General features: G+C 72.2%; 22 protein-coding genes. 19 read left to right on the forward strand and 3 right to left on the reverse strand.

From position 1 onward, the window contains the following. The first annotated feature begins 1 nt into the window (after window position 1). Window positions 2-1,330 carry a class II 3-deoxy-7-phosphoheptulonate synthase gene (locus tag WBQ80_RS00325; protein ID WP_336572783.1) on the forward strand — a complete coding sequence of 443 codons (1,329 nt, stop codon included), beginning with the start codon at window positions 2-4 and terminating at the stop codon, window positions 1,328-1,330. 151 nt (window positions 1,331-1,481) lie between these two features. On the opposite strand, the gene pknB is transcribed toward WBQ80_RS00325, so the two are convergent. Beyond that, entirely contained in the window at window positions 1,482-3,365 is a 1,884-nt protein-coding gene (gene pknB, locus WBQ80_RS00330) for a Stk1 family PASTA domain-containing Ser/Thr kinase (RefSeq protein ID WP_336572784.1), read from the reverse strand. Window positions 3,366-3,486: 121 nt separating this feature from the next. Continuing rightward, window positions 3,487-4,686 carry a lytic transglycosylase gene (locus tag WBQ80_RS00335; RefSeq protein ID WP_336572762.1) on the reverse strand — a complete coding sequence of 400 codons (1,200 nt, stop codon included), beginning with the start codon at window positions 4,684-4,686 and terminating at the stop codon, window positions 3,487-3,489. A 132-nt stretch (window positions 4,687-4,818) separates the two neighbouring features. Here WBQ80_RS00335 and WBQ80_RS00340 point away from each other — a divergent pair, with 132 nt between their 5' ends. Continuing rightward, on the forward strand, window positions 4,819-5,157 hold the full coding sequence (locus WBQ80_RS00340; protein WP_336572763.1) for an Rv2175c family DNA-binding protein: 339 nt from the start codon (window positions 4,819-4,821) through the stop codon (window positions 5,155-5,157). 19 nt (window positions 5,158-5,176) lie between these two features. Here the strand turns inward: WBQ80_RS00340 and WBQ80_RS00345 are convergent, their stop codons facing one another. Continuing rightward, window positions 5,177-6,289, reverse strand: coding sequence for a polyprenyl synthetase family protein (locus WBQ80_RS00345; RefSeq protein WP_336572764.1), 1,113 nt, complete (start codon window positions 6,287-6,289; stop codon window positions 5,177-5,179). A gap of 76 nt (window positions 6,290-6,365) precedes the next feature. On the opposite strand from WBQ80_RS00345, the gene WBQ80_RS00350 reads away from it, so the two are divergent. The 17 genes from WBQ80_RS00350 (at window position 6,366) to WBQ80_RS00430 (ending at window position 24,241) form a co-directional block, all read left to right on the forward strand. Then, entirely contained in the window at window positions 6,366-6,758 is a 393-nt protein-coding gene (locus WBQ80_RS00350) for a DUF3040 domain-containing protein (protein WP_336572765.1), read from the forward strand. Window positions 6,759-7,003: 245 nt separating this feature from the next. Then, window positions 7,004-7,435 carry a division/cell wall cluster transcriptional repressor MraZ gene (gene mraZ, locus WBQ80_RS00355; RefSeq protein ID WP_336572766.1) on the forward strand — a complete coding sequence of 144 codons (432 nt, stop codon included), beginning with the start codon at window positions 7,004-7,006 and terminating at the stop codon, window positions 7,433-7,435. A 104-nt stretch (window positions 7,436-7,539) separates the two neighbouring features. Continuing rightward, complete coding sequence (gene rsmH, locus WBQ80_RS00360; protein WP_336572767.1) at window positions 7,540-8,493, forward strand: 16S rRNA (cytosine(1402)-N(4))-methyltransferase RsmH; 954 nt, start codon at window positions 7,540-7,542, stop codon at window positions 8,491-8,493. Further along, window positions 8,490-9,071 carry a hypothetical protein gene (locus WBQ80_RS00365; protein WP_337282433.1) on the forward strand — a complete coding sequence of 194 codons (582 nt, stop codon included), beginning with the start codon at window positions 8,490-8,492 and terminating at the stop codon, window positions 9,069-9,071. The genes rsmH and WBQ80_RS00365 overlap by 4 nt, the downstream gene beginning before the upstream one ends. A gap of 64 nt (window positions 9,072-9,135) precedes the next feature. After that, window positions 9,136-10,932, forward strand: a complete 1,797-nt coding sequence (locus tag WBQ80_RS00370; RefSeq protein ID WP_336572769.1) for a peptidoglycan D,D-transpeptidase FtsI family protein — start codon at window positions 9,136-9,138, stop codon at window positions 10,930-10,932. 13 nt (window positions 10,933-10,945) lie between these two features. After that, window positions 10,946-12,490 (forward strand): Mur ligase family protein, encoded by a 1,545-nt coding sequence (locus WBQ80_RS00375; RefSeq protein ID WP_336572770.1) that lies wholly within the window; start codon window positions 10,946-10,948, stop codon window positions 12,488-12,490. Then, window positions 12,487-13,899, forward strand: coding sequence for a UDP-N-acetylmuramoyl-tripeptide--D-alanyl-D-alanine ligase (locus WBQ80_RS00380; protein WP_336572785.1), 1,413 nt, complete (start codon window positions 12,487-12,489; stop codon window positions 13,897-13,899). The genes WBQ80_RS00375 and WBQ80_RS00380 overlap by 4 nt, the downstream gene beginning before the upstream one ends. After that, entirely contained in the window at window positions 13,896-14,990 is a 1,095-nt protein-coding gene (gene mraY / locus WBQ80_RS00385; protein WP_336572771.1) for a phospho-N-acetylmuramoyl-pentapeptide-transferase, read from the forward strand. The genes WBQ80_RS00380 and mraY overlap by 4 nt, the downstream gene beginning before the upstream one ends. Next, window positions 14,975-16,528 carry a UDP-N-acetylmuramoyl-L-alanine--D-glutamate ligase gene (gene murD, locus WBQ80_RS00390; protein ID WP_337282434.1) on the forward strand — a complete coding sequence of 518 codons (1,554 nt, stop codon included), beginning with the start codon at window positions 14,975-14,977 and terminating at the stop codon, window positions 16,526-16,528. Before mraY ends, murD begins: the two co-directional genes overlap by 16 nt. Next, window positions 16,485-17,741 carry a putative lipid II flippase FtsW gene (gene ftsW, locus WBQ80_RS00395; RefSeq protein WP_336572773.1) on the forward strand — a complete coding sequence of 419 codons (1,257 nt, stop codon included), beginning with the start codon at window positions 16,485-16,487 and terminating at the stop codon, window positions 17,739-17,741. The genes murD and ftsW overlap by 44 nt, the downstream gene beginning before the upstream one ends. Then, window positions 17,738-18,838 (forward strand): UDP-N-acetylglucosamine--N-acetylmuramyl-(pentapeptide) pyrophosphoryl-undecaprenol N-acetylglucosamine transferase, encoded by a 1,101-nt coding sequence (locus WBQ80_RS00400; protein WP_336572774.1) that lies wholly within the window; start codon window positions 17,738-17,740, stop codon window positions 18,836-18,838. The genes ftsW and WBQ80_RS00400 overlap by 4 nt, the downstream gene beginning before the upstream one ends. A gap of 46 nt (window positions 18,839-18,884) precedes the next feature. Further along, entirely contained in the window at window positions 18,885-20,291 is a 1,407-nt protein-coding gene (gene murC, locus WBQ80_RS00405; protein ID WP_336572775.1) for a UDP-N-acetylmuramate--L-alanine ligase, read from the forward strand. A gap of 9 nt (window positions 20,292-20,300) precedes the next feature. Further along, complete coding sequence (locus WBQ80_RS00410; RefSeq protein WP_336572776.1) at window positions 20,301-21,341, forward strand: FtsQ-type POTRA domain-containing protein; 1,041 nt, start codon at window positions 20,301-20,303, stop codon at window positions 21,339-21,341. 163 nt (window positions 21,342-21,504) lie between these two features. Continuing rightward, window positions 21,505-22,707, forward strand: a complete 1,203-nt coding sequence (gene ftsZ, locus WBQ80_RS00415) for a cell division protein FtsZ (protein WP_336572777.1) — start codon at window positions 21,505-21,507, stop codon at window positions 22,705-22,707. 40 nt (window positions 22,708-22,747) lie between these two features. Next, the gene (locus tag WBQ80_RS00420) at window positions 22,748-23,419 is read left to right on the forward strand and encodes a YggS family pyridoxal phosphate-dependent enzyme (RefSeq protein WP_336572778.1); all 672 of its coding nucleotides are present in this window, start codon (window positions 22,748-22,750) and stop codon (window positions 23,417-23,419) included. A gap of 33 nt (window positions 23,420-23,452) precedes the next feature. Next, window positions 23,453-23,926 carry a cell division protein SepF gene (locus WBQ80_RS00425; RefSeq protein WP_336572779.1) on the forward strand — a complete coding sequence of 158 codons (474 nt, stop codon included), beginning with the start codon at window positions 23,453-23,455 and terminating at the stop codon, window positions 23,924-23,926. A 9-nt stretch (window positions 23,927-23,935) separates the two neighbouring features. Next, on the forward strand, window positions 23,936-24,241 hold the full coding sequence (locus WBQ80_RS00430) for a YggT family protein (RefSeq protein WP_336572780.1): 306 nt from the start codon (window positions 23,936-23,938) through the stop codon (window positions 24,239-24,241). Window positions 24,242-24,260 lie beyond the last annotated feature (19 nt).

Consider the following 24,260-nt stretch of genomic DNA (forward strand, 5'->3'; position numbering starts at 1 on the left):
CGTGATCGCGGGCCTCGACTATTGGCGGACGCTGCCGATCAAGCAGCAGCCGGCGTGGCCCGACCCCGAGGCGGCGCACGCGGCATCCGCCGAGCTCGCGACGCTGCCGCCCCTCGTCTTCGCGGGCGAGGTCGACATGCTGCGCGACCGGCTCGCGGCCGCGTCCCGCGGCGAGGCGTTCCTGCTGCAGGGCGGCGACTGCGCCGAGACCTTCGCCGGCGCGACGGCCGACCAGATCCGGAACCGGGTGAAGACGGTGCTCCAGATGGCCGTGGTGCTCACGTACGGCGCGTCGATGCCCGTGGTGAAGATGGGTCGCATGGCCGGCCAGTTCGCCAAGCCGCGATCGAGCGACACCGAGACGCGCGGCGACGTGACGCTGCCCGCGTACCGCGGCGACATCGTCAACGGCTACGACTTCACGCCGGAGTCGCGGGCGGCCGACCCGTCGCGACTGCTGCAGGGCTACCACATGGCCGCGTCGACCCTGAACCTCATCCGCGCGTTCACGCAGGGCGGCTTCGCCGACCTGCGCCAGGTGCACGCGTGGAACCAGGGCTTCGCCGCGAACCCCGCCAACGCCCGCTACGAGAAGCTCGCGCGCGAGATCGACCGCGCGGTCAAGTTCATGGACGCGTGCGGAGCCGACTTCGACGAGCTCAAGCGCACCGAGTTCTACACCGGTCACGAGGGCCTGCTCATGGACTACGAGCGGCCCATGACGCGCATCGACTCGCGGACCGGCACGCCGTACAACACGTCCGCGCACTTCATCTGGATCGGCGAGCGGACCCGTGAGCTCGACGGCGCGCACGTCGACTTCCTGTCGCGCGTGCGCAATCCGATCGGCGTGAAGCTCGGGCCGTCCACGACGCCCGAGGTCATGATGGAGCTGGTCGAGAAGCTCGACCCGCATCGGGAGCCCGGCCGCCTGACCTTCATCACGCGCATGGGCGCCGGCAAGATCCGCGACGCGCTCCCGCCGCTCCTCGAGGCGATCAAGCGGAGCGACGCGAACCCGCTGTGGGTCACCGACCCGATGCACGGCAACGGCATCACGACGCCGACCGGCTACAAGACCCGGCGCTTCGACGACGTCGTCGACGAGGTGAAGGGCTTCTTCGAGGCGCACCGCGCGGCGGGCACCCACCCCGGCGGCATCCACGTCGAACTGACCGGCGACGACGTCACCGAGTGCCTCGGCGGCTCCGAGCACATCGACGAGGCGACGCTCGAGACGCGCTACGAGTCGCTCTGCGACCCGCGCCTGAACCACATGCAGTCCCTCGAGCTGGCCTTCCTCGTGGCCGAGGAGCTCGCGGTGCGCTGAGCGCCGAGCCGGCACGTCCGACGGGCGGCCGCGGTGTCCGATGGACGCCGCGGCCGCCCGTCGCCATCCGGGACCGCGGTGTGACGATGGTGGTGAGGTGCGGCGCGTCCGGGCGCGCTGCCGCACGCGCGCCGCGAACCCGGCCCGGATGCTACGGCTGGAAGTTGACGGTGATCTCGGTCCCGCGCTTCACGCGCTCGCCCGCCGCCGGGCTCTGCACCGAGGCGACGACGGCGCCCTCGAGGAACTGCGGCACGTTCGAGGCGACGGCGAAGCCGAGCTCCTCGAGCTGCGTCCGTGCCTGCGCGACGGTCTGGCCGGTCACGACATTCGGCACCTCGACGAGGTCCGGGCCCTTGGAGACCGTCAGGCGGACGGTGTCGCCGGGGTTCATCGGGTCGTCGAGCCAGTCCGCGGTGATGACGACGTCGACCGGCACGTCGTCGTCGAACGCGGGATCCGCGAACTCGACCACGAGCCCGGCGCCCTCGAGCCGGGACTGCGCGTCGCCGACCGCGAGACCCTCGACCGGCGGCACTGGGCCGGCGGAGACGACCAGGGACACCGCGCCGAGCTCGGGGTACGTGGCGGGGATCGCGGCGCCCTCGGCGTCGAGGACCGCGATGACGAGGCCGGCCTCGACGTCGGCGGAGAACTGCGCCGTCGACTCGTCGGCGACCGTGAACAGCTCGCCGAGCTGGGCCCGCGCATCGGCTTCGGGCAGCCCGATCACCTGGGGCACGTCGAGCAGTTGCGGCCCCAGGGAGACGAAGAGCTGGACGGTCGATCCGCGCCGAGCCTGCGCACCGGCCTCGGGGTCGGTGCCGGAGACCTGCCCCTGCGGCACGACCGGGTCGTGGCGCTCGGCCGGCTCGACCCGGAACCCGGCCTCCTCGAGCACCTGCGTCGCGCTGTCGGGCATGAGGGTCGCGGTGTCCGGCACGACCGCGAGCGAGCCCGGGCCCGCGCCGAAGTACCAGCCGGTGCCCCCCGCGACTCCCGCCAGCACGAGCACGAGGGCGAGCAGCCAGTAGCCGCGGCGGCGGCGCCGGTCGGCGGTTCGCGTGAGGGCCGCCGCGTCGTCGTCGGGCTCGACGGCGTCCGGGGCGGCGACGGCGAGCGCACCACCGCCGAGCACCCGGGTCTCGGCGGTAGGGAGGCGGTCGCCGGCCGCGAGCACCATCGTGTCGCTCGCGGACGCCATGGGCTGCGCGGGCCGGAGGTGCGGCTCCATCTCGCGGAGTCGCTCGAGCATGACGCGCGCGTCGGCGGGTCGCTGGTCGGGGTCGCGGGTCGTCGCCCAGAGCACGAGCTCGTCGAGCTCCGGCGGGACCGACGGGGCGCGAGTGCTCGGCGCCGGCACCGAGTCGTTCGCGTGCTGGTAGGCGATCTGCATGGGCGCCTCGCCCACGTACGGCTGCTCGCCCGTGAGCATCTCGTAGGTCATGATGCCGAGCGCGTAGATGTCGCTGCGCGCGTCGGCGACGCCGCGGGTGACGAGCTCGGGGGAGAGGTACGCGATCGTCCCGAGCAGCGCCTGGCCCGTGGCGGTGTTGGCGCTGGCCGCGCGAGCCAGCCCGAAGTCGCCGAGCTTGATCCGGCCGTCGTCGGCGAGCAGCACGTTCTCGGGCTTCAGGTCGCGGTGCACGATGCCCGCCTTGTGGGCGGCGGCGAGCCCCGAGAGCACGGCGTCGAGGATGTCGACCGTCTGCTCGGGAGTGAGCCGCTTGTAGTCCCTGAGGAGGTCGCGCAGCGTGATGCCCGGCAGGTACTCCATGACGAGGTACGCCATGTCGGCGTCCTGCCCCTGGTCGAAGACGTTCACCACGTTCGGATGCGCGAGTCGCGCGGCGGAACGGGCCTCCTGCACGAACCGGGTCTTGAACGTGTTGTCGTCGGCGAGGTGGCCGTGCATGATCTTGATCGCGACGCGCCGCTCGAGTCGCAGGTCGGTCGCGAGGTAGACGGTCGCCATGCCGCCGCGCGCGATCCGCGAGCGCACCTGGTACCGGCCGTCGACGAGACGGCCGATCATCGGGTCGGCGGGCGGCGCGGTGGTCACCGTACGAGTGTACGAATTCCCGTATGCCCCGACCCGGACAAACGCCGTGGACGCACAGGATCGCAACGCCATCGTGATGACGGATGCGGCGCGCTCACCCCAGCTCGGCGAGCCAGTCGCGCGCGGCGGCCTCCCACTTGGCGTAGTGCCGCGGATGGGCGCTGTGCTGCACGGCCTGCGCGGCATCCGTCACCGGCATCGACGACCAGCCCGGCACGTCGAGCAGGCCTGGCGCGGTGCCCGCGGTCGGGGAATCCGGTCCGCCGTAGAACGCCCGCGCGGCGCGGACGGGGTCGAGGATCTGCTCGGCGGTGCCCCAGCCCTGGCTCGCGCGTTGCTGGAACAGCCCGAGCGAGTCGCGGTCGCCGTGCCGGAGGTTCCTGAGGCCCGATTCCTGCGCGGCGGCGGTGAGCGCGATGACGATCCCGCGGTCGGGAACGCCGAGGCCGCGCCCGACGTCCACGATGATCTGCGCATTGGCGCGCATGTCCGCGTCGAGCGCGACGTCGAGCGGCGCGGCGGCCGTCGCCTCGACGGGCTCGGGTCGGCGCACGACCAGCACCTGCCCGGGGTGGATGACGGCCTCGCGGTCGAGGTCGTTGAGCTCGAGCAGGCGCGTGAGCGTGATGCCGTGGCTGACGGCGATCCCGATCGGGGTGTCGCCCGGGACGACCTCGTGGGTCGCGGTCCCGGCCGGGGCGGCGGCTGCCGCGGCCGGGGGCGGAGTCCCGGCGCCCGGCAGCACGATCGACTGGCCGGGGAAGATGAGGCTCGCGCGGTCGAGGCCGTTGGCGCGCAGCACGTCGTCGACCGACAGTCCGTGCTCGGCCGCGATGCCCGCGACGGTGTCACCGGGTGCGACGACGTGCCGCGGGATGCTCGGCCGCTCGGCGGAGCGCTGCGTCGTCCCGCCCGGCAGCGCGAGCCGCTGGCCGGGGAAGATGAGGCTCGACCAGCTCAGCCCGTTCTCGGCGAGCACCTCGGCGGTCGACAGCCCGAAGCGCGCGGCGATGCCGCTGACCGTGTCGCCGTCGCCGACGGTCACCTCCGCGGGCACGTCGGACGCCGAGCGCACCTGCGTCGCGGGGGCGGGGGAGGACCGGAGCGCCTTCGCCTTGGACGAGCGCTTGACGGTCTGGGGCGCAGCGTCGGCGGGCTGGGCGATCCCGAGCGTCACGGCCATCGCGCCGGCGAGCGCGAGGGGCACGGTGAGCAGGCGACGGATGGCGCGTGGCCGGATCCGCGGCTCGTGCGCCTCGTCGCCCGCGGATGCGGCCCCCTGGTGCTGCGTCATGCTCCCCCTCCGCTCCATGGCGGATGCGGTCACCGTCTCACGCGCCCGAGGGCGAGTCAAACTCATCCGCGCGCGTCGTGCGGGTCGGCCGGGGCGTTCCCCCGGCGGCCGTCCGCATGGCAATCTGGAGGGGTGACCGACGCCGACCAGACCGACTGGCTGACCATTCCCGAACTCGTCGAGCGACTCGGCCAGACCCCGAGCCGCATCCGGCGCCTCATCGACGAGCGCTACCTGCTCGCGACGAGGATCGACGGAGTGCTCAAGGTCCCGGCCGTGTTCCTGCGGGACGAAGGGCCGGTTCCCGAACTGCACGGCACCGCGATCGTGCTGGCGGATGCCGGCTTCAGCGATGCCGAGGCGCTCGAGTGGCTGCTCGGCGAGGAGGACAGCCTGGGCACCACGCCCATCGCGGCGCTGCGCGCGGGGCGCAAGTCCGAGGTGCGGCGAGTGGCGCAGGCCCTGGCCTGACTCCGGACGCGGGGCGGCTTCAGCTGACGCGTCGCGTGACCGCGTCCGCGAGTTCGGCGAGGGCGGCCGCGGCCGCGCCGTCGATCGGTGCCGCCGCCAACGCCGACCGCGCCTGCTCGGTGTTCGACGCGATGAGGTCCTCGACCGCGTGGACCGCACCGGACGCGCGGATCGTCTCCTGCAGCACCCGGACCTGGTGGTCGTCCATCGAGGGGTCGCCGAGGAGGTCGTCCAGCCGACGACGCTCGCGGGGCTGCATCCGTTCCCGCGCGATGGCCACGAGCACCGTCCGCTTGCCCTCGCGCAGGTCGTCGCCCGCGGGCTTGCCCGTGACGCCGGGATCGCCGTAGACGCCGAGCAGGTCGTCGCGCAACTGGAACGCCACCCCGAGCGGGAGCCCGAATGCGCGGAGGGCGTCGAGCCGGCCGGGCGTGCCGCCGGCGATCGCGCCTCCGATCGCGAGGGGCGACTCGATCGAGTACTTTGCCGACTTGAACACGACGACGCGCTCGGCGCGGGCCCGCTGGTCGGACTCGGGTCGTGTGCGCCAGGCGCGCTCCTCGAGGATGTCGAGGTATTGGCCGACCGTCACCTCGGTGCGCATGCGGTTGAACTCGAGTCGGGCGGCGCGGGCCGAGGACGGGTCGCCGAGGCCGGCGAGCCCCTCGTCGAGCAGCTCGTCGCTCCATCCGAGGAGGAGGTCGCCGAGCAGGATCGCCGTCCCGCGGCCGTAGTCGGCCGGGTCGCCCGACCAGCCGGCCCCTCGGTGCTGCGATTCGAAGACGCGATGCGCCGAGGGCGACCCGCGGCGCGTGTCGGAATGGTCGATGAGGTCGTCGTGCACGAGGGCCGCGGCGTGGAACACCTCGAGCGCCGCGGACGCCGCCAGGACGGCGCCGAGCCCCTCCGCGTCCTCCGCCCCCGGACCGTCGGCGGGACGGTCGCGCAGCGCCTCCCAGCCGAGGTGGCAGAAGCGGGCGCGGAAGCGCTTGCCGCCGCTGAGAAAGCGCTCCGAGAATGCGGACAGCGGGTCGAGGTCCGCAGCGATGGAGCGGAGAATGGAGGCACGACCGGCGAGGAACTCCTCGAGGTGTCCGTTCACGAGATCGACGAGTCGGGGAGCCGGGACCATCGTCCTAGCCTAGCGACGACGCGGGAGACTAGAATGAACGTCACGAAGCGTCGGTTCCGAACACGAGGGGAATGAGATGCCGCTTTCGGAGCAAGAGCAGCGCCTTCTCGAAGAGATGGAGCGGAACCTCTACAAGAACGACGCCGACTTCGTCGCGACCGTCGGAGGTTCGGGCCGCGGCCGACCCAACTACCGGGCGATCGTCATCGGCGTGCTGCTCGCCGTCGCCGGCGCCGGCGCGCTCATCGGCGGGGTGGCCTCGCAGCTGCTCATCGTCGGCGTCCTCGGCTTCGCGCTCATGTTCGTCGGCGTCCTCGTCGCGATCACGCCCTCCAAGCGCGGCGCGACGACCTCGACTCCGTTCGCCGCTCCGACCCCCGGCAGCGCCCGCCCGAGCACCCCCGCCCGTGGCGGCTTCATGGACCGACTCAACGAGCGCTGGGACCGGCGCCAGGAGGGCCGCGATTGATCCGCGGATCTCGCTGAACCATTCCGCCTGACGGGCCGATCATCGATCGGCCCGTTTCTTCGTGCCCGGAATCGTTCCGTCTCTCCCCATCCCATCCACTTCCCTCCACCTCTGAGAACCCTGGGAATCCGGGCTTCCCCTGAGGTCCGACGCGCCGAAACGCGGCAATGTCATTGAGTGGTGGAGGACAGTGGAGTAAAGTGGGGCCACACCTGGTTCCTGGCCGGAGGAGTGGGGGTGACGCGATGTTCCTCGGAAGCTACGAGCCCAAGCTCGATGAGAAGGGTCGCGTCATTCTTCCGGCGAAGTTCCGGGAGGAGCTGTCGAACGGCCTCGTGCTCACGCGCGGTCAGGAGCGCTGCATCTACGTGTTCAGCGCGCGGGAGTTCGAGAGCATGAGCGACAAGATCCGCCAGGCCCCGGTGACGAGCAAGCAGGCGCGCGACTACATGCGCGTCTTCCTCTCGGGGGCGTCCGCGGAGACCCCCGACAAGCAGCATCGGGTCACCATCCCCGCGACGCTCCGTGCGTACGCGGGCCTCGGCCGCGACCTCACGGTCATCGGGGCGGGCAGCCGGGTGGAGATCTGGGATGCGACGGCGTGGCAGACGTACCTCGCCGAGCAGGAGGCGGCCTTCGCGGAGACGGCGGAGGAGGTGATTCCCGGACTCTTCTGAGTCCTCGGGTCCCGACTCCCAGCCGTGCGAGCCTGCTGCACTTCCCCGCAGCAGGACGAACGGATGGGGATCGGGATCCGGGGCACCGGAAGGAGGGAGACATCATGGACATCGACCGCATCCACACGCCGGTCATGCTGGACCGCACGCTCGAGCTGCTGGCACCCGGACTCGACGTCGAGGGCCCCGTGTTCGTCGATGCCACGCTCGGCATGGGCGGGCACAGCCGGGCCGTGCTCGAGCGATTCCCGCGGGCGACGGTCATCGGGCTGGACCGCGACACCGAGGCGCTCGCGATCGCCCGCGAGCGGCTCGCGCCGTTCGGCGACCGCATGCGCTTCGTGCACACGGTGTACGACGGCATCGCCGAGGCGGTGCGCGGCGAGGGATTCCACGAGGTCCAGGGCATCCTGTTCGACCTCGGCGTCTCGTCCATGCAGCTCGATCGCGCCGAGCGGGGCTTCGCCTACGCCAAGGACGCCCCGCTCGACATGCGCATGGACTCCACGAGCGGCCGCACCGCCGCCGACGTCATCGCCGAATACGACGAGGCCGACCTGCGACGCATCTTCCACGAGTACGGCGAAGAGAAGCTGGCCGCCCGTTACGCCCGCGCGATCGTGCGAGCCCGCGAGGTCGAGCCGATCACGCGATCGGGACGGCTCGTCGAGGTCCTGTCGGACGCCACTCCCGCCGCCGTGCAGCGCGCCGGCCACCCGGCGAAGCGCGTGTTCCAGGCGCTGCGCATCGAGGTGAACGAGGAGCTCGGCGCGCTCGAGCGGGCCATCCCCTCGGCGCTCGACCTCGTCGCCGTCGGCGGCCGGATCGTCGTGCTGTCGTACCAGTCGCTCGAGGACCGCCTCGTCAAGCGGGCCCTCGCCGCGGCATCCAGTTCCACGGCGCCCGCCGGGCTGCCGATGGAACTGCCCGAGCATCGACCGCAGTTCAAGCTCCTCGTCCGGGGGGCCGAGCTCGCGAGCGAGTCCGAGCAGGCGGAGAACCCGCGTGCGAAGCCGGTGCGACTCCGCGCCGCCGAACGAGTGAGGAGGCCGTCGTGACCGCACTGCCGGCCCAGACACGACCCGCTGCACGGCCGGCGACCGAGCGGATGCCGCGGCTCCGCCCGGCGCCCCAAGCGGCTCCGGGCACGCGGGGCCGACCGCGGCTCGCGTACGCCGTCGTCGCACTCGCCTCCATCGGCGCCATCGCCATCGCGCAGCTGCTGCTCTCGATCGCGATGACGCAGGGCGCCTACGAGATGGACGAGCAGCTGCTGCGACAGGCCGAGCTGCGCCGCGAGGAGGCCAAGCTGTCGGACGACCTCGACCGGCTGGGCTCGCCGCAGTTCCTGGCGATGAACGCCGAGGCGCTCGGCATGGTCCCGAACGCCGAACCGGTGTACCTCCGCCTCTCCGACGGCGCGGTGCTCGGCGAGCCGACGCCCGCGGGCGGCGCCGCCGCGTCGGCGACGCCGCTCGTCCCGAATGTCCTCATCGACGGCGTGCCGCCCGTGACCGAGCAGGCTGAGGGGAAGACTGCGAAGGGCGAGGGCGGGAAGCCCGACGCCCCCGCCGAGGGAACGCCGGCGGCGCCGCCGGCGCTGACCGGGGGACTGCCGACTCCCGCCACGCACTGACCCACCAGCCGAGAGCGACACCGCCACCGCAGCCGACGAGGAGCGAACCCCCACGATGAACCGAGTGAGCCGGCACCCCATGCGGCGGATCCTCGCCGCCGGCGTCGTCCTGCTCCTGCTCGTCGGCTGGTTCGTGCTCCGACTGGTCGACATCCAGGTGGTCCGGGCGGCTGAGCTCAACGAGGCGTCGCAGGACGTGCGGTCGCGAGAGCAGACGATCTTCGGCGAACGCGGCGAGATCCTCGATGCCGACGGGGCGGTCCTCGCCGAGAGCGTCATGCGGTACGACATCGCCCTCTCGCCCAAGCAGGCGATGCTCGGCCGGGTCACGCGTGAGGAGCCCGACCCGGCCGACCCGTCGAAGACGCGCACGGTCGTGGTCCCGCTCGACCAGGTGCTGGGCGAGCTGGGCGCGGTCATCGGCCGCAGCGGCGAGGAGCTCCGCGCGCAGATCGACACGGCGCTCGCGGCCGATGCCGACGACGACTTCGAGTACGCGGCCAGGCACGTCGACACGGCGACGTACGAGCACGTCAAGGCCCTCGGCATCCCGTGGGTGGAGCCGTACACCCAGCCCGGGCGCCGGTATCCCAACGGCGCCGTCGCGGGCAACCTCCTGGGCTTCACCAACGCCGACGGCGAGCCCGTCGCCGGCCTCGAACTCTCGGAGGACCAGTGCCTGGCCGCCGAGAACGGCACCATGCGCTCCCTCCGGAGCCTGACCGACTGGGTCACGATCCCGGGCTCCGAGCAGGTCATCACCGAGGCGCGCGACGGCGGCGACCTGCAGTTGACGATCGACGCCGACCTGCAGTACTTCGTGCAGCGCGTGGCCGCCGAGCAGGTCGCGGCGGTACAGGCCGACTGGGCGACCGTGACCGTGATGGAGGCGAAGACCGGTCGGCTCCTGGCGGTCGCCGACGTGCCCACGGTCGACCCGAACACGCCCGCCTCGGTGGACTCGGAGCACCGCGGCTCCCGGGCCTTCACCGCGCCGTTCGAGCCGGGCTCGACGTTCAAGTCGCTGACCTCCGCCTCCGTCATCGATGCGGGCGAGGCGACGCCCACGAGCCGGGTGACGGCGCCGTACCGGTACGAGCCCGACGGCGCCGACATCACCGACTCCTTCGGGCACGACCCCGAGCGGTGGACCATGACGGGCATGCTCGTCGTCTCGTCGAACACGGGCATGTCGATGTTCGGCGAGCGCGTGAGCGACGCCGATCGGTACGAGTACATGCGGGCCTTCGGCCTCGGCGAGCCCACCGAGGTGGGATTCGCGAGCGAGGCGGCCGGCGACCTCAACTACGACGCCGGCTGGCCCGATTCGCAGACGCGCTACGCGACCATGTTCGGGCAGGGGCTCACGACGACGGCCGTGCAGATCGCGAGCGTGTACCAGACGATCGCGAACGGTGGCGTTCGCAAGCCCGTCACGCTCGTCGACGGATGCCGCCTGCCCGACGGCACGATCGAGGGCGCCCCCTCCACCGACGGCCGGCGCGTGATCTCGGAGCAGGCTGCTGCGCAGACCTCCGCGATGCTCGAGCGCGTCTACGAGGACGCCTGGGTGTCCGATCGCTGGGAGATCCCGGGGTATCGCGTCGCGGCGAAGACCGGAACCGCCCAGGTGTCCGACGGCCAGGGCGGGTACCAGTCCGGCTACCTCGTCTCCGCCGCGGGCTTCGCCCCGGCCGACGACCCCGAGTTCGTCGTTTCGGTGAGCATCAAGAACCCGGTTAAGATGAATTCGTCCGCCGCAGCTGCTCCCGTCTTCCAACAGGTGATGAGCCAGGTGCTGAAGAAGTATCGGACGGTTCCATCCGGCGCCCCGGCGCCTGAGCTGCCAGCAAACTGGTGAGAAAGTTGGGTTCGTGACCGGAACGCCTCACACGGCACTCCGGCCGCAGCACCCGAATCCTCGATCGCTCCGCGGGCTCGCGGAGGCGTTCGGATTCGAGGTGCGCGGCGGGATCGACGACCTCGACGTGACCGGCGTGGCCATCGCCTCCGGCGCGGTGCAGGGCGGCGACCTCTACGTGGGGGTCCCGGGCCGCAACGTGCACGGCGCCCGGTACGCCGACCAGGCGGCGGCCAACGGGGCCGTCGCGGTGCTGACGGATGCCGCCGGAGCCGAGCTCGCAGCAGGGTCCGGCCTGCCGGTCCTCGTCACCCCCGACGCGCGGGCCGCGCTGGGCGAGGTCGCCGCGTGGATCCACCGCACCGACGAGAACCCGGCGACGCTGTTCGCGGTCACGGGCACGAACGGCAAGACGAGCGTCGTCTACCTCCTCTACGCGATCCTGCGACAGCTCGGCGTCACCGCCGGGCTCACCTCGACGGCCGAACGCCGGATCGGCGACGAGGCGGTGACCAGCTCGCTCACGACCCCCGAGGCGAGCGAGCTCCACGCGCTGCTCGCGCGCATGCACGAGGTCGACGTGCGCGCGGTGGGCATCGAGGTGTCGGCGCAGGCGCTGACGCGCCACCGGGTCGACGGGCTCGTGTTCGACGTCGCCGGCTTCACCAACCTGTCCCACGACCACCTCGACGACTACGCCTCGATGGACGAGTACTTCGAGGCCAAGCGCGAGCTCTTCACGCCCGAGCGGGCCCGTCGCGGCGTCGTGACGGTCGACTCGGAATGGGGCCGCCGGCTGGTCGCCGACTCGCGCATCCCCGTGACGACCCTCGCGACCGAGGCCGGAATCGACGCCGACTGGCGGATGACGCTCCTCGAGCAGGCGCCGACGCACACCGCGTTCCGCCTCGAGGCGCCCGACGGCCGGGAGATCCGGACGAGCGTCCCGCTCATCGGCCATTTCATGGCCGCGAACGCGGCGCTCGCGATCGTGATGCTCGTCGAGGCCGGACACGACCTGGGCCTCATCGCCGGGGCGGTCGGCGAGACGGGCATCGACGCCTACATCCCCGGGCGTGCCGAGCGGGTCTCGGGTGAGCGCGGTCCGGTCGTCTACATCGACTACGGGCACACGCCCGACGCGTTCGAGCAGGCGCTCGAGGCGATCCGCCGCACGACCGACGGACGCGTCGTCATGGTCTTCGGCGCCGACGGCGACCGCGACACGACCAAGCGCGCCGACATGGGCGCGATCGCCGCGCGCGGCGCGGACGCCCTGGTGGTCACCGACTTCCATCCGCGATCCGAGGACCCGGCGGCGATCCGCGCGGCGCTGATCGCGGGCGCCCGGGCGGCGGTGCCCGATCGCGAGATCCACGAGGTCGGCGACCCGCGGGCCGCGTTCCGGCGCGCGCTCGAGCTCGTCGGCGAGGGCGATGCCGTGCTGTACGCCGGGCCCGGTCACGAGGACTACCACGAGGTCGCCGGGGTGAAGCATCCGTACTCGGCTCGGGACGACGCCCGGCTGGCACTGCAGGAAGCGGGGTGGCTCGAATGATCGCGCTGACCATGGCCGAGATCGCCGAGGCGACCGCCGGCCGGTTCGAGGCGAGCGGGACCGATGCCGGGCCCGACACCGTCGTCACGGGCGCCGTGACGACGGACTCGCGGGAGGTGGAGCCCGGCGGCGTGTTCGTCGCCAAGCGCGGCGAGGCCGACGACGGACACCGCTTCGCGCCCGGCGCGGTCGACCGCGGCGCCGCCCTGCTCGTCGTCGAGCGTCCGCTCGACCTGCCCGTTCCCCAGGTGATCGTCGCCGATTCCGTCGACGCGCTCGGCGCGCTCGCGACCGAGGTCGTGCGGCGCGTGCGCGCGCTCGGGCGGCTGCGGATCGTCGGGGTGACCGGCTCGAACGGCAAGACGACGACGAAGAACCTCCTCCGCACCGTGCTCGAGCAGGTCGGACCGACCGTCGCGGCGCGCAAGAGCTACAACAACGAGGTGGGCGCACCGACCACCATGCTCGAGCTGACCGACGAGACCGAGTTCCTCGTCGCCGAGATGGGCGCCTCGGGCGTGGGCGAGATCGCGCGCCTCGTGCGCATGGCACGTCCCGACATCGGCATCGTCCTCAAGGTGGGCCTCGCGCACGCCGGCGAGTTCGGCGGGATCGAGAAGACGGTGCAGGCCAAGTCCGAGATGGTCACCGACCTGCTGCCCACCGACGTCGCGGTGCTGAACGCCGACGATCCCCGGGTCGCCGGGATGGCCGGCCTCACGTCGGCCCGGGTCGTCTGGTTCGGGCTCTCCGAGCAGGCCGACGTGCGGGCGACCGACGTCGAGGTGCACGCGCGCGGCACCGCCTTCACGGTCGCCGTGCCCGGCGGCCGGTCCGCGCGGGTGCGCTTCTCGGTCCTCGGCGAGCACCACGTGATGAACGCCCTCGCCGCGATCGCGGCCGCGCTCGAGCTCGGCGTGCCGCTCGCTCGCATCGTCGAGGGCCTCGAGAAGGTGACGCTGGCCGAGCAGTGGCGCATGCAGGTCATGGGCGGCCGCGACGACATCACCGTGATCAACGACGCGTACAACGCGAGCCCCGACTCGATGGCGGCCGCGCTCAAGACGCTCGCCCAGGTCAGGCGCCCGGGTGCGCGCACCATCGCCGTGCTCGGCGAGATGAGCGAGCTCGGCGAATTCTCGGGCGAGGAGCACGACCGCATCGGCCTGCTCGCGGTGCGGCTCGGCATCTCGCAGCTGGTCGTGGTGGGCGAGGGCGCTCGACGCCTGCACATCACCACGGTCAACGAGGGTTCGTGGGACGGCGAGTCCGCGTACGTCGACACCGCAGACGAGGCGTTCGGACTCGTCACGTCGATGGCGCGCCCGGGGGACACCGTGCTGGTGAAATCGTCGAACTCGGCGGGCCTCCGCCACCTCGGCGACCGACTGGGAGAATGGTTCGCGTGAGAGCACTTCTGACCGCCGGAGCGTTGTCGCTCTCCTTCACGCTCTTCCTGACGCCGTTGTTCATCCGGCTGTTCACGAGGCTCGGCTGGGGGCAGTTCATCCGCGACGACGGGCCCCAGACCCACCACGTCAAGCGCGGCACGCCCACCATGGGCGGCATCATCTTCATCCTCGGCACGTTGTTCGGCTACTTCAGCGCGACGCTCCTCATCGGCGACGGACCGACGGCCTCCGGCCTGCTCGTCCTGTTCATGATGGTCGGACTCGGCGTCGTCGGCTTCATCGACGACTTCCTGAAGACCCGCAAGAAGCAGAGCCTGGGCCTGGGCGGCTGGGCCAAGATCGCCGGCCAGACGCTGGTGTCGGCGGTCTTCGCGCTGCTGGCCCTGCAGTTCCCGAACGAGGAGGGCGCGACGCCGGCGACGACGAAGATCTCGTTCATCCGCGACCTGCCGCTCGACTTCATGGTGTTCGGGACGGTGTTCGGCATCGTCGCGTACGTCCTGTGGATCGTGCTCATCTCGGCGGCGGCGTCGAACGGCGTGAACGTCACCGACGGCCTCGACGGGCTCGCCTCGGGCGCCTCGATCCTCGCCATCGGGTCGTTCATCATCATCGGCTTCTGGCAGTTCAACCAGTCGCGCTTCAGCGAGAACCTCAATCCGAGCGACCTCTACCGCAGCTACGACGTGCGCGACCCGCTCGACCTGGCGATCGTCGCGACGGCGATCGTCGGCGCGGTGGTCGGCTTCCTCTGGTGGAACACCAACCCCGCGCACATCTACATGGGCGACACCGGTTCGCTCGCGCTCGGCGGCGCCCTCGCGGCGCTCGCGGTGACGAGCCAGACCGAGCTGCTCCTGCTCGTGATCGGCGGCCTGTTCGTCATCGAGGCGGGGTCGGTGATCGTGCAGCGCGGGTACTTCAAGCTCTCCGGCGGCAAGCGCATCTTCCTGATGAGCCCGATCCACCACCACTTCGAGCTCAAGGGCTGGGCCGAGGTGACCATCGTGGTCCGCTTCTGGATCATCGGCGGCCTCTTCGTGGCGGCGGGCGTCGGCGCGTTCTACTTCGAATGGCTGCAGAGTTGACGGATGCCGCATCCGGGGCGTCGCGCCTCGACGGACTGACCAGCTGGCATGCCGACTGGCGAGGGCTGCGCGTCGCCGTGCTCGGCCTCGGCGTGACGGGCTTCGCGGTCGCCGACACGCTCGCGGAGCTCGGCGCCGAGGTGACCGTCTACGCGCGCGACCGCGACGACGACCGCGCGCGGATCCTCGACGTGATCGGCGTGCGCCTCGTGGTGCACCCGCTCGACGAGGTGCCGAGCGGCCTCGCCGACGCGGCGCCGGAGCTCGTCGTCGTCTCGCCCGGGTTCCGCCCCGACCACCCGGTGCTCCGGTGGGCGGGGGAGTCGGGCGTGCCCGTGTGGGGCGACATCGAGCTCGCGTGGCGGGTCCGCGACAAGGTCCGGGCCGCCGAGTGGATGCTCGTGACGGGCACCAACGGCAAGACGACGACCGTGCAGCTCGCGGCGACCCTGATCGCGGCGAACGGGGTGCGCGTGGCTCCGTGCGGCAACATCGGCGTGCCCGTCCTCGACGCGGTGCGCGATCCGCTCGGATACGACGTGCTCGTCGTCGAGCTCTCGAGCTTCCAGCTGCACGCGATGCCGACGAGCGGGCCCGGCGCGGTGCATCCGTACTCGAGCGTGTGCCTGAACCTCGCCGACGACCACCTCGACTGGCACGGCTCGCCCGAGGCCTACCGCGACGCCAAGGCGAAGGTCTACCAGAACGCCAAGGTCGCCTGCGTGTACAACCGCGCCGACGAGGCCACCATGCGCATGGTCGAGGAGGCCGAGGTCGAGGAGGGCGCGCGCGCCATCGGCTTCGGGCTCGACACGCCGGGTCCGAGCGACTTCGGCGTGGTCGACGGCATCCTGTGCGACCGGGCGTTCCTCGAGGAGCGCCGGACGGCGGCCCTCGAGATCACGACGCTCGACGAGCTCGAGGCGAACGGTCTCGCCGTCCCCCACATCGTGGCGAACATCCTCGCCGCATCGGCGCTCGCGCGGTCCCACGGCGTTCCCGTCGGCGTCATCCACGACGCGCTCGCCACGTTCCGGCTCGACGCGCACCGGATCGAGACCGTCGCGATCGCCGGAGGCATCCGCTGGATCGACGACTCGAAGGCGACGAACCCGCACGCGGCCGAGGCCTCGCTTCGCGCCTTCGGTCGCGTCGTGTGGATCGTCGGCGGCCTCCTCAAGGGCGTCGACGCCGACGCGCTCGTCGCGCGGCACGTGCCGAGGCTGCGCGCCGCGGTCGTGATCGGCCGCGATCGCGCCGCGCTCGTCGAGGCGTTCCGCCGACACGCGCCCGACGTGCCCCTCTTCGAGGTGGCCACGACCGACACTGAGAGCGTGATGCCCGACGCCGTCGCCCTGGCGGCCTCGGTCGCGGAGGAGGGGGACACGGTGCTCCTCGCCCCGGCCGCGGCATCCATGGACCAGTTCACGGACTACGCCGACCGCGGGCGGCGCTTCCACGACGCCGTCCGCGAGCGGTTGGGAGGAACGGCGCATGACGAGCCCGCCTCGGACGACCCGCCCGCAGAAGGGCGCTGACGGGTCGGGCCTGGCCGCCCGCATCCGGCTGGGCGCGTTCCGTGCCGAGTCGAAGGACTACTTCCTGCTCCTCGGCACGGTGCTCTTCCTCGTCGTGCTCGGGCTCGTCATGGTGCTCTCGTCGTCGATCGTCCAGTCGGGTCTCGAGAACGACGGCGACTACACCTGGCGCGCGGTGCAGCAGGCGACGTACGCGCTCATCGGCGTGCCCGTCATGCTCCTCGCCGGACGCATGCCGGAGGCGTTCTGGATGCGGATCGCCTGGTTCGTGCTCGCCGTCGCGTGCGCGCTGCAGCTGCTGGTCGTCGCCACCCCGCTCGGCGTCGAGGTGGGTGGCAACACCAACTGGCTGCGCATCGGCCCGGTGCAGTTCCAGCCGTCCGAGCTCATCAAGGTGGCCCTCGTCATGTGGCTCGGGCTGATCGTCACGAAGAAGAAGGACCAGCTCGGCGACTTCACGCACGGCATCCTGCCCATCCTGCTCGTGGGCGGCGGGGCCATCGGCCTCGTGCTGCTCGGCGGCGACCTCGGCACGGTCATGGTCATGGCCGGGATGCTGCTCGGCACGCTGTTCCTCATCGGCGTGCGGATCCGGCTCCTCGTCGTGCCGCTGCTGTTCGGCGTCGTCGCGTTCGCGCTCGTCGCGCTGTCGAGCGAGAGCCGCATGAAGCGCATCACGGCGTTCCTGCAGGAGCACTGCACGCAGTTCGACACCGCCGACTGCTGGCAGATCCAGCACGGCACGTTCGCGCTCGCCAACGGCGGGATCTTCGGCGTCGGGCTCGGCAACTCGGCGGCGAAGTGGTCCTGGCTCCCGGCGGCCGACAACGACTTCATCTTCGCGATCATCGGCGAGGAACTCGGGCTCATCGGCGCGATCGTCGTGCTCGGCCTCTTCGTGGTGCTCGCGCTCGCCCTCGCGCGCGTCCTTCGCGCCGCCCAGACGCCGTTCGGCAAGACCGTCTCCGCCGCCGTCCTCGTGTGGGTCATCGGCCAGGCCTGTGTCAATATCGGTGTCGTGCTCGGCGTCTTCCCCGTCCTCGGTGTTCCGCTGCCCCTCGTCTCGGCGGGCGGCACGGCACTGCTCACCACGCTCTTCGCGATCGGCATCGTCCTCTCGGTCGCACGCGATCCCCAGGTGCCGGTCCGCGCGACCGCGCCGGCCGGACGACGTCGGGAGACCGGTGTCACGAAGGCGGCCCGCACCCGATGACCACCTACCTGCTCGCCGGCGGAGGCACCGCCGGCCACGTGAACCCCCTGCTCGCCGTCGCCGATCGCCTGAGGGAGCGCGACCCGCAGGCCCGGGTGCTGGTGCTCGGGACCGCGGAGGGCCTCGAGTCCCGCCTCGTGCCGGCTCGCGGCTACGAGCTGCTCACGGTCGAGAAGGTCCCGTTCCCGCGACGTCCGAACGGCGCCGCCCTCCGATTCCCCGGGCGTCTCCGCCGGTCGATCCGGACGGTCGCCGCGCTCATCGCCGACCGCCGCGTCGACGTCGTGGTCGGCTTCGGCGGATACGTCGCGACGCCCGCCTACCTCGCCGCGCGTCGAGCACGCGTGCCCGTCGTGATCCACGAGGCCAACGCGAAGCCGGGTCTCGCGAACCGGCTCGGCGCGCGCTTCGCCGCCCGTGTCGGCGTCGCCTTCCGCGGCACGCCGCTCCCGCACGCCGAGTTCGTCGGCATGCCCCTGCGGCGCGAGATCGAGTCGCTCGACCGCGCCGGCCGACGCGCCGAGGCGGCGGAGCTGTACGGCCTCGACGCCGACCGACCGGTGCTGCTCGCGACCGGCGGCTCGCTGGGCGCCCGTCGCATCAATCGCACGATGGTGGGCAGTGCGGCCTCGCTCCTCGGCGCCGGATGGCAGGTCCTGCACGTCACGGGCGCCGCCTCGGACGTCGCCGACCCGGGCATCGACGGGTACCGCATGGTCGAGTACGCGGACCGCATGGAACTCGCGCTGGCGATCGCCGATGCGGCGGTGTCGCGCGCGGGCGCCGCGACCGTCAGCGAGCTGTCCGCCCTCGGGATCCCCGCCGTCTACGTGCCCTATCCCGTCGGCAACGGCGAGCAGCGGTTCAACGCGGCCGACGTCGTCGCCGCCGGCGGCGGCATCCTCGTCGACGACGCGGCGTTCGTGCCGGAATGGGTCGAGCGCGAGCTCGCGCCACTGCTCGCCGACCGCGAGCGCCTCGCGGCGATGGGCCGCGCCGCGGCATCCGTCGGCGCGCTCGACGGCACCGACCGGACGGTCGCGCTCGTCGACGGCTCGCTGGCCGGCGCGGGCGCCGCCCCGCCGCGAGGCGCGTAACGTTGACGTCGACCGCCGCACACCACCGAGGAAGCACCGCGACACCGTGACCATCAAGCCCGACCTCTCCACGCCCATCCCCGCCGACCTCGGCGCCGTCCACTTCGTCGGCATCGGCGGCTCGGGCATGAGCGGCATCGCGCGGCTCGTGCTCGGCGCGGGGCACCGGGTGACCGGATCCGACGTGCGCGAGTCCGACAACATCGCGGCACTGCGCGACCTCGGGGCGACGATCGCCATCGGGCATGCCGCCGAGAACCTGCCCGACGACGTCGACACCGTCGTCGTCACGGGCGCGCTCTGGCAGGACAACCCCGAGTACCGGCTCGCGCTCCAGCGCGGCATCCCCGTGCTGCACCGCTCGCAGGCGCTCGCCTCGGTGATCGCGGGGCAGCGGCTCGTGTCCGTCGCCGGCGCCCACGGCAAGACCACGTCGACCGGCATGATCATCACGGGACTCCTCGCGCTGGGCGAGGACCCCAGCTTCGTCAACGGCGGCGTGATCGAGGAGCTCGGCGTGAGCTCGGCGTCCGGTTCGGGCGAGCTGTTCGTCGTCGAGGCCGACGAGTCGGACGGCTCGTTCCTGCTGTACGACACCTCCGTGGCGTTGATCACCAACGTCGACCCCGACCACCTCGACCACTACGGCTCGCTCGAGGCGTTCGAGCAGGCGTTCGTCGACTTCGCCGACCGGGCGCGCGAGCTCGTGGTGATCTCGTCGGACGATGCGGGCGCGACGCGCGTCACCGATCGCCTCTCGCACGAGCGCGTGATCACCTTCGGCGAGTCGGCGGATGCCACGGTGCGCGTGCACTCCGTCGAGACCGACGGTCCCGTGGCGTTCGCCGTCTCGTACGAGGGAGCCGAGTATCGCGCGCGCCTGCGCGTACCCGGTCGCCACAACGCGATCAACGCCGCCGGCGCGTTCGCCGTGCTCGTCGGCCTGGGCTTCGATCCCGCCGCGTCGCTCGAGGGCATCGCGCGGTTCGCGGGGACCGGCCGCCGTTTCGAGCTGCACGGCACCATCGACGGCGTGAGCGTCTTCGACGACTACGCGCACCATCCGACCGAGGTCGCCGCGGCGCTGTCGGCCGCACGGACCGTCGTCGGCGACGGGCGCATCATCGCCGTCCACCAGCCCCACCTCTACAGCCGCACGCGCCTCTTCGCGAAGGAGTTCGCGGAGGTGCTCGAGCGCTACGCCGACGAGACCGTCGTGCTCGACGTGTACGGTGCCCGCGAGGACCCCGAGCCGGGCGTGACCGGCGCGCTCGTGAGCGAGCGGTTCGAGGAGCCCGAGCACGTCGCGTTCATCGCGGACTGGCAGGAGGCGGCCGACCACACCGCGCGGATCGCGCGACCCGGCGACTTCGTGATCACCCTCGGCTGCGGCGACGTCTACCGCATCGTGCCGCAGATCCTCGGCTCCCTCGAGCGCGAGCGGCTCGCCTAGGACGCGCGGGTGAAGCGGCCGCAGGGATTCCGACCGGCGGAGGCGCCTGCGCGCCGGCCCGTGCCGGAGCGCGTCGCGCCGGCACGCACGCCCCGGCCCGCGACGGAGGATCTGCCTCGCGACGAGGCGCTGACCGAGCCGATCCGGCTCGAGCGCGCGGTCGTCCGGGCGGATGCCGCGCCCGCCGCGTCGGCGACGAACGGCACGGCGTCCGCGCGCCCGGCCGTGACGACGCCGCCCTCCGGCGGCGGTGACCCGCCGTCCGGCGGAGGCGCGGCAGGGGACGTCCGCGCCGCGCGGCGTGCACTCGCCTCGGCGGAGCGTCGGCGCCGACGGTACGAGCGCCAGGAGGTGCGACGGTTCACGAAGCGCAGCCGCCTGCGCCGGATGACGTGGATCGTCGGGTTCGCCTCCGTCGTGGTGCTCGCGCTCCTCGCCGCCGGGGTGGCCTACTCGCCGCTCATGGCCCTGCGGGAGATCCGGGTCGAGGGTGCCTCGCGGGTGCCGGCCGCCGACATCCGCGCCGCGTTCGACGATCGGATGGGGACGCCGCTGCCCCTCATCGCGACCGAGGAGGTGCGACGCGCGCTATCCGAGTTCCCGCTGATCGAGACGTACTCGACCGAGACCGTGCCTCCCGGCACCCTCGTCGTGCGGATCGTCGAGCGCACCCCCGTCGGCGTGGTCGGGACGTCGACGGGCCTCGTCTCCGTCGATGCCGCGGGCGTCGTCATCGAGCGCGTCGACGCGGCGCCCGACGGGCTGCCGCTCGTGGTCGCCGACGGCGGGCTCGACGGCGACGCGTACCGTGCGGCCGGAGCGGTCCTCCGCAGCCTCCCGGCCGACCTCCGTGCCGGCGTCGCTCGCGTGACCGCCGACACCCCGGACGACGTGCGCCTCGAGCTGGCGGAGGGCGCGGTCGTCGTGTGGGGCAGCGCGGAGGAGTCGTCGCTCAAGGCCACGGTGCTCGCGCGGCTCATGGCGGCGTCGCCGCCCGACGAGGTCGACCGATACGACGTCTCCGCGCCCCTGAGCCCGGTCACCGACTGACGCCGACGGGGCGCCGGCTCGCCCCCGGATCGCGACACGCGGGGTCCGCCTGACGGGCGGGTGGGATGCCGCCGCTACCGTCGAGTTCAGGAATTGCATACTCGGCAAAACTTTAACCTTCGACTGGAGGTTGAGAGTTCAGAGTTCGCACGGAGGGCCGGACATGTCGACTAACCAGAACTACCTCGCCGTCATCAAGGTCGTCGGCATCGGCGGTGGCGGCGTCAACGCCGTCAACCGCATGATCGAGCTCGGACTCCGCGGAGTCGAGTTCATCGCGATCAACACCGACGCCCAGGCACTGCTCATGAGCGACGCCGACGTCAAGCTCGACGTCGGCCGCGACCTCACCCGCGGACTCGGTGCGGGTGCCGACCCGGAGGTCGGCCGCCGCGCGGCGGAGGACCACGCGGAGGAGATCGAGGAGGCCCTCGCGGGCGCCGACATGGTCTTCGTCACCGCGGGCGAAGGAGGCGGCACCGGAACCGGCGGCGCACCCGTGGTGGCGCGCATCGCCAAGTCGATCGGCGCCCTCACGATCGGCGTCGTGACCAAGCCGTTCAGCTTCGAGGGCAAGCGGCGGCAGACCCAGGCCGAGCAGGGCGTGGCGCGACTGAAGGAAGAGGTCGACACCCTCATCGTCGTGCCGAACGACCGGCTGCTCGAGATCAGCGACCGGGGCATCTCGATGCTCGAGGCGTTCGCCACCGCCGACCAGGTGCTCCTCGCGGGTGTGCAGGGCATCACCGACCTCATCACCACGCCGGGCCTGATCAACCTCGACTTCGCCGACGTGAAGTCGGTCATGCAGGGAGCCGGGTCCGCGCTCATGGGCATCGGTTCCTCGAGGGGAGCCGACCGGGCGATCAAGGCGGCCGAGCTCGCGGTCGCGAGTCCGCTGCTCGAGGCCTCCATCGACGGCGCCCACGGCGTGCTCCTGTCCATCCAGGGCGGCTCCAACCTCGGCATCTTCGAGATCAACGACGCCGCGCGACTCGTGCAGGAGGCCGTGCACCCCGAGGCCAACATCATCTTCGGCGCCGTCATCGACGACACCCTCGGCGACGAGGTCCGCGTGACCGTCATCGCCGCCGGGTTCGACGGCGGCGATCCGATGCCGAAGCCGGTGGAGGTCAAGAAGCCGAGCGTGGTGCCGGCCGCCGTCGGGGTCGGAGTCGGGGCGGGGGCCGGCGGCGCGCTGTCCTCCTCCGAGGCGGGGGAGCCCCTCGCCGAGATCGACATCGAGGAGCTCGTCGAGACCGCGAACTGGGGCGAGGCCACGAGCACGACCGCCGACCAGATCGTCTCGGACCCGGCCTTCGCCGACGACTCGGACGACCTCGACATCCCCGACTTCCTGAAGTGAGGCAGGCCCTCAGCGCCCGAGCGCGGCCGGGGGAGCGGTCGTGAGCGGCCTCGAGGAGCGGCTCGCGGCGGTGCGCGCGAGCATCGTGGATGCCGCGCGCGCGGCCGGGCGCGACCCATCCGAGATCACCACGATCGTCGTGACCAAGTTCCAGCCGGTCTCGCTGATCCGGGAGCTCGCCGCGCACGGGATCCGCGACGTCGGCGAGAACCGGCACCAGGAGGCGCAGGCGAAGGTCGCCGAACTCGGCGACCTCGACCTGCGCTGGCACTTCGTCGGCCAGCTGCAGAGCAAGAAGGCCCGCCAGGTGCGGGCCTACGCGTCGGCGATCCATTCGGTGGACCGCGAGTCGCTCGTGGACGCGCTCCGCTCGGACGAGTCGTCCGTCGACTGCTTCGTCCAGGTGAACCTCACCGACGATCCCGGACGGGGAGGGGTCGCCCCCGGCGGCCTCGACGCGCTCGTCGAGAAGGTGCTGGCGACGCCGGGGCTCGGACTTCGCGGGCTCATGGCGGTGGCTCCGCTCGGCGAACCGGCTCGCCCCGCGTTCGCACGCGTGCGGGAGCTGTCCGAGCGCGTGAGGCGGAGCGCCCCCGGGGCGACGTCGCTGTCGATGGGGATGTCGCACGACTACCGCGACGCGATCTCGGAGGGCGCGACACACCTTCGCATCGGCACGGCAATCACGGGCGATCGGCCGACCGGCGGATAGCCTCGAATCACGGAACCACTGACGGAGGCAGCGATGTCGAACCCGCTCAAGAAGACCATGGTCTACCTCGGACTCGCCGATGAGGAGCTCGAGGCCGAGACCGCGCAGCCGGCGCCCGCGCCGGTCGTGCACGCCGCCCCCGCGCCGGCCGCACCGAAGGGCGGCGCCGCCGTGACGCCCCTCAGGAAGACGCACGTCCAACCCACACCCCCGCAGGCGGAGATGAACGAGATCCTCACGGTGCACCCGCGCCAGTACCGCGACGCGCAGATGATCGCCGAGTCCTTCCGCGAGGGCGTGCCCGTCATCATCAACCTGTCGCAGATGTCCGACGGCGACGCACGCCGCCTCATCGACTTCGCCAGCGGGCTGTCGCAGGGCCTGTACGGCAAGATCGAGCGGGTCACCAACAAGGTGTTCCTGCTGTCGCCGGCGCACGTGGTGGTGTCGGGCGAGGCGGGCGAGGGGGAGGGCGACGTGGACGCGTCCTTCTTCGCGCACGCGTAGACTCCCGACGTGAGCGCCCTCGCCGTCGTCTGGAACCTGGTCTACACCCTCCTCCTCATCTACTTCTTCGCGATGTGGGCGCGGTTCGTGCTCGACCTCGTGCGCACCTTCAACCGGTCGTGGCGTCCCCGCGGCGTCGTGCTCGTGCTCGTCGAGGCCGTCTACACCGTGACCGACCCGCTCGTGAAGTTCTTCCGGCGCCTGATCCCGCCGATCCGTCTCGGCCAGGTCGCGCTCGACCTGGGCTGGAGCGTCGCGATGCTCGTCGTGATCATCGCGATGACGGTCGTGTCCTCCCTGGCCGCAGCTGCCTGAGCGGATGCGGGGAGCGGGC

It is taken from the genome of Agromyces sp. CCNWLW213, from assembly GCF_037199545.1.
Lineage (GTDB): Bacteria > Actinomycetota > Actinomycetes > Actinomycetales > Microbacteriaceae > Agromyces.

Excerpts from the sequence above, each read along its gene's own strand:
- ftsW (WP_336572773.1), top strand. The coding sequence starts at position 16,485 with ATGACGAGCCCGCCTCGGACGACCCGCCCGCAGAAGGGCGCTGACGGG.
- rsmH (WP_336572767.1), top strand. The coding sequence starts at position 7,540 with ATGGACATCGACCGCATCCACACGCCGGTCATGCTGGACCGCACGCTC.
- WBQ80_RS00345 (WP_336572764.1), bottom strand. The coding sequence starts at position 6,289 with ATGGTCCCGGCTCCCCGACTCGTCGATCTCGTGAACGGACACCTCGAG.
- WBQ80_RS00400 (WP_336572774.1), top strand. The coding sequence starts at position 17,738 with ATGACCACCTACCTGCTCGCCGGCGGAGGCACCGCCGGCCACGTGAAC.
- WBQ80_RS00350 (WP_336572765.1), top strand. The coding sequence starts at position 6,366 with ATGCCGCTTTCGGAGCAAGAGCAGCGCCTTCTCGAAGAGATGGAGCGG.
- mraZ (WP_336572766.1), top strand. The coding sequence starts at position 7,004 with ATGTTCCTCGGAAGCTACGAGCCCAAGCTCGATGAGAAGGGTCGCGTC.
- WBQ80_RS00425 (WP_336572779.1), top strand. The coding sequence starts at position 23,453 with ATGTCGAACCCGCTCAAGAAGACCATGGTCTACCTCGGACTCGCCGAT.
- WBQ80_RS00335 (WP_336572762.1), bottom strand. The coding sequence starts at position 4,686 with ATGACGCAGCACCAGGGGGCCGCATCCGCGGGCGACGAGGCGCACGAG.
- pknB (WP_336572784.1), bottom strand. The coding sequence starts at position 3,365 with ATGATCGGCCGTCTCGTCGACGGCCGGTACCAGGTGCGCTCGCGGATC.
- WBQ80_RS00380 (WP_336572785.1), top strand. The coding sequence starts at position 12,487 with ATGATCGCGCTGACCATGGCCGAGATCGCCGAGGCGACCGCCGGCCGG.
- murD (WP_337282434.1), top strand. The coding sequence starts at position 14,975 with ATGGCTGCAGAGTTGACGGATGCCGCATCCGGGGCGTCGCGCCTCGAC.
- ftsZ (WP_336572777.1), top strand. The coding sequence starts at position 21,505 with ATGTCGACTAACCAGAACTACCTCGCCGTCATCAAGGTCGTCGGCATC.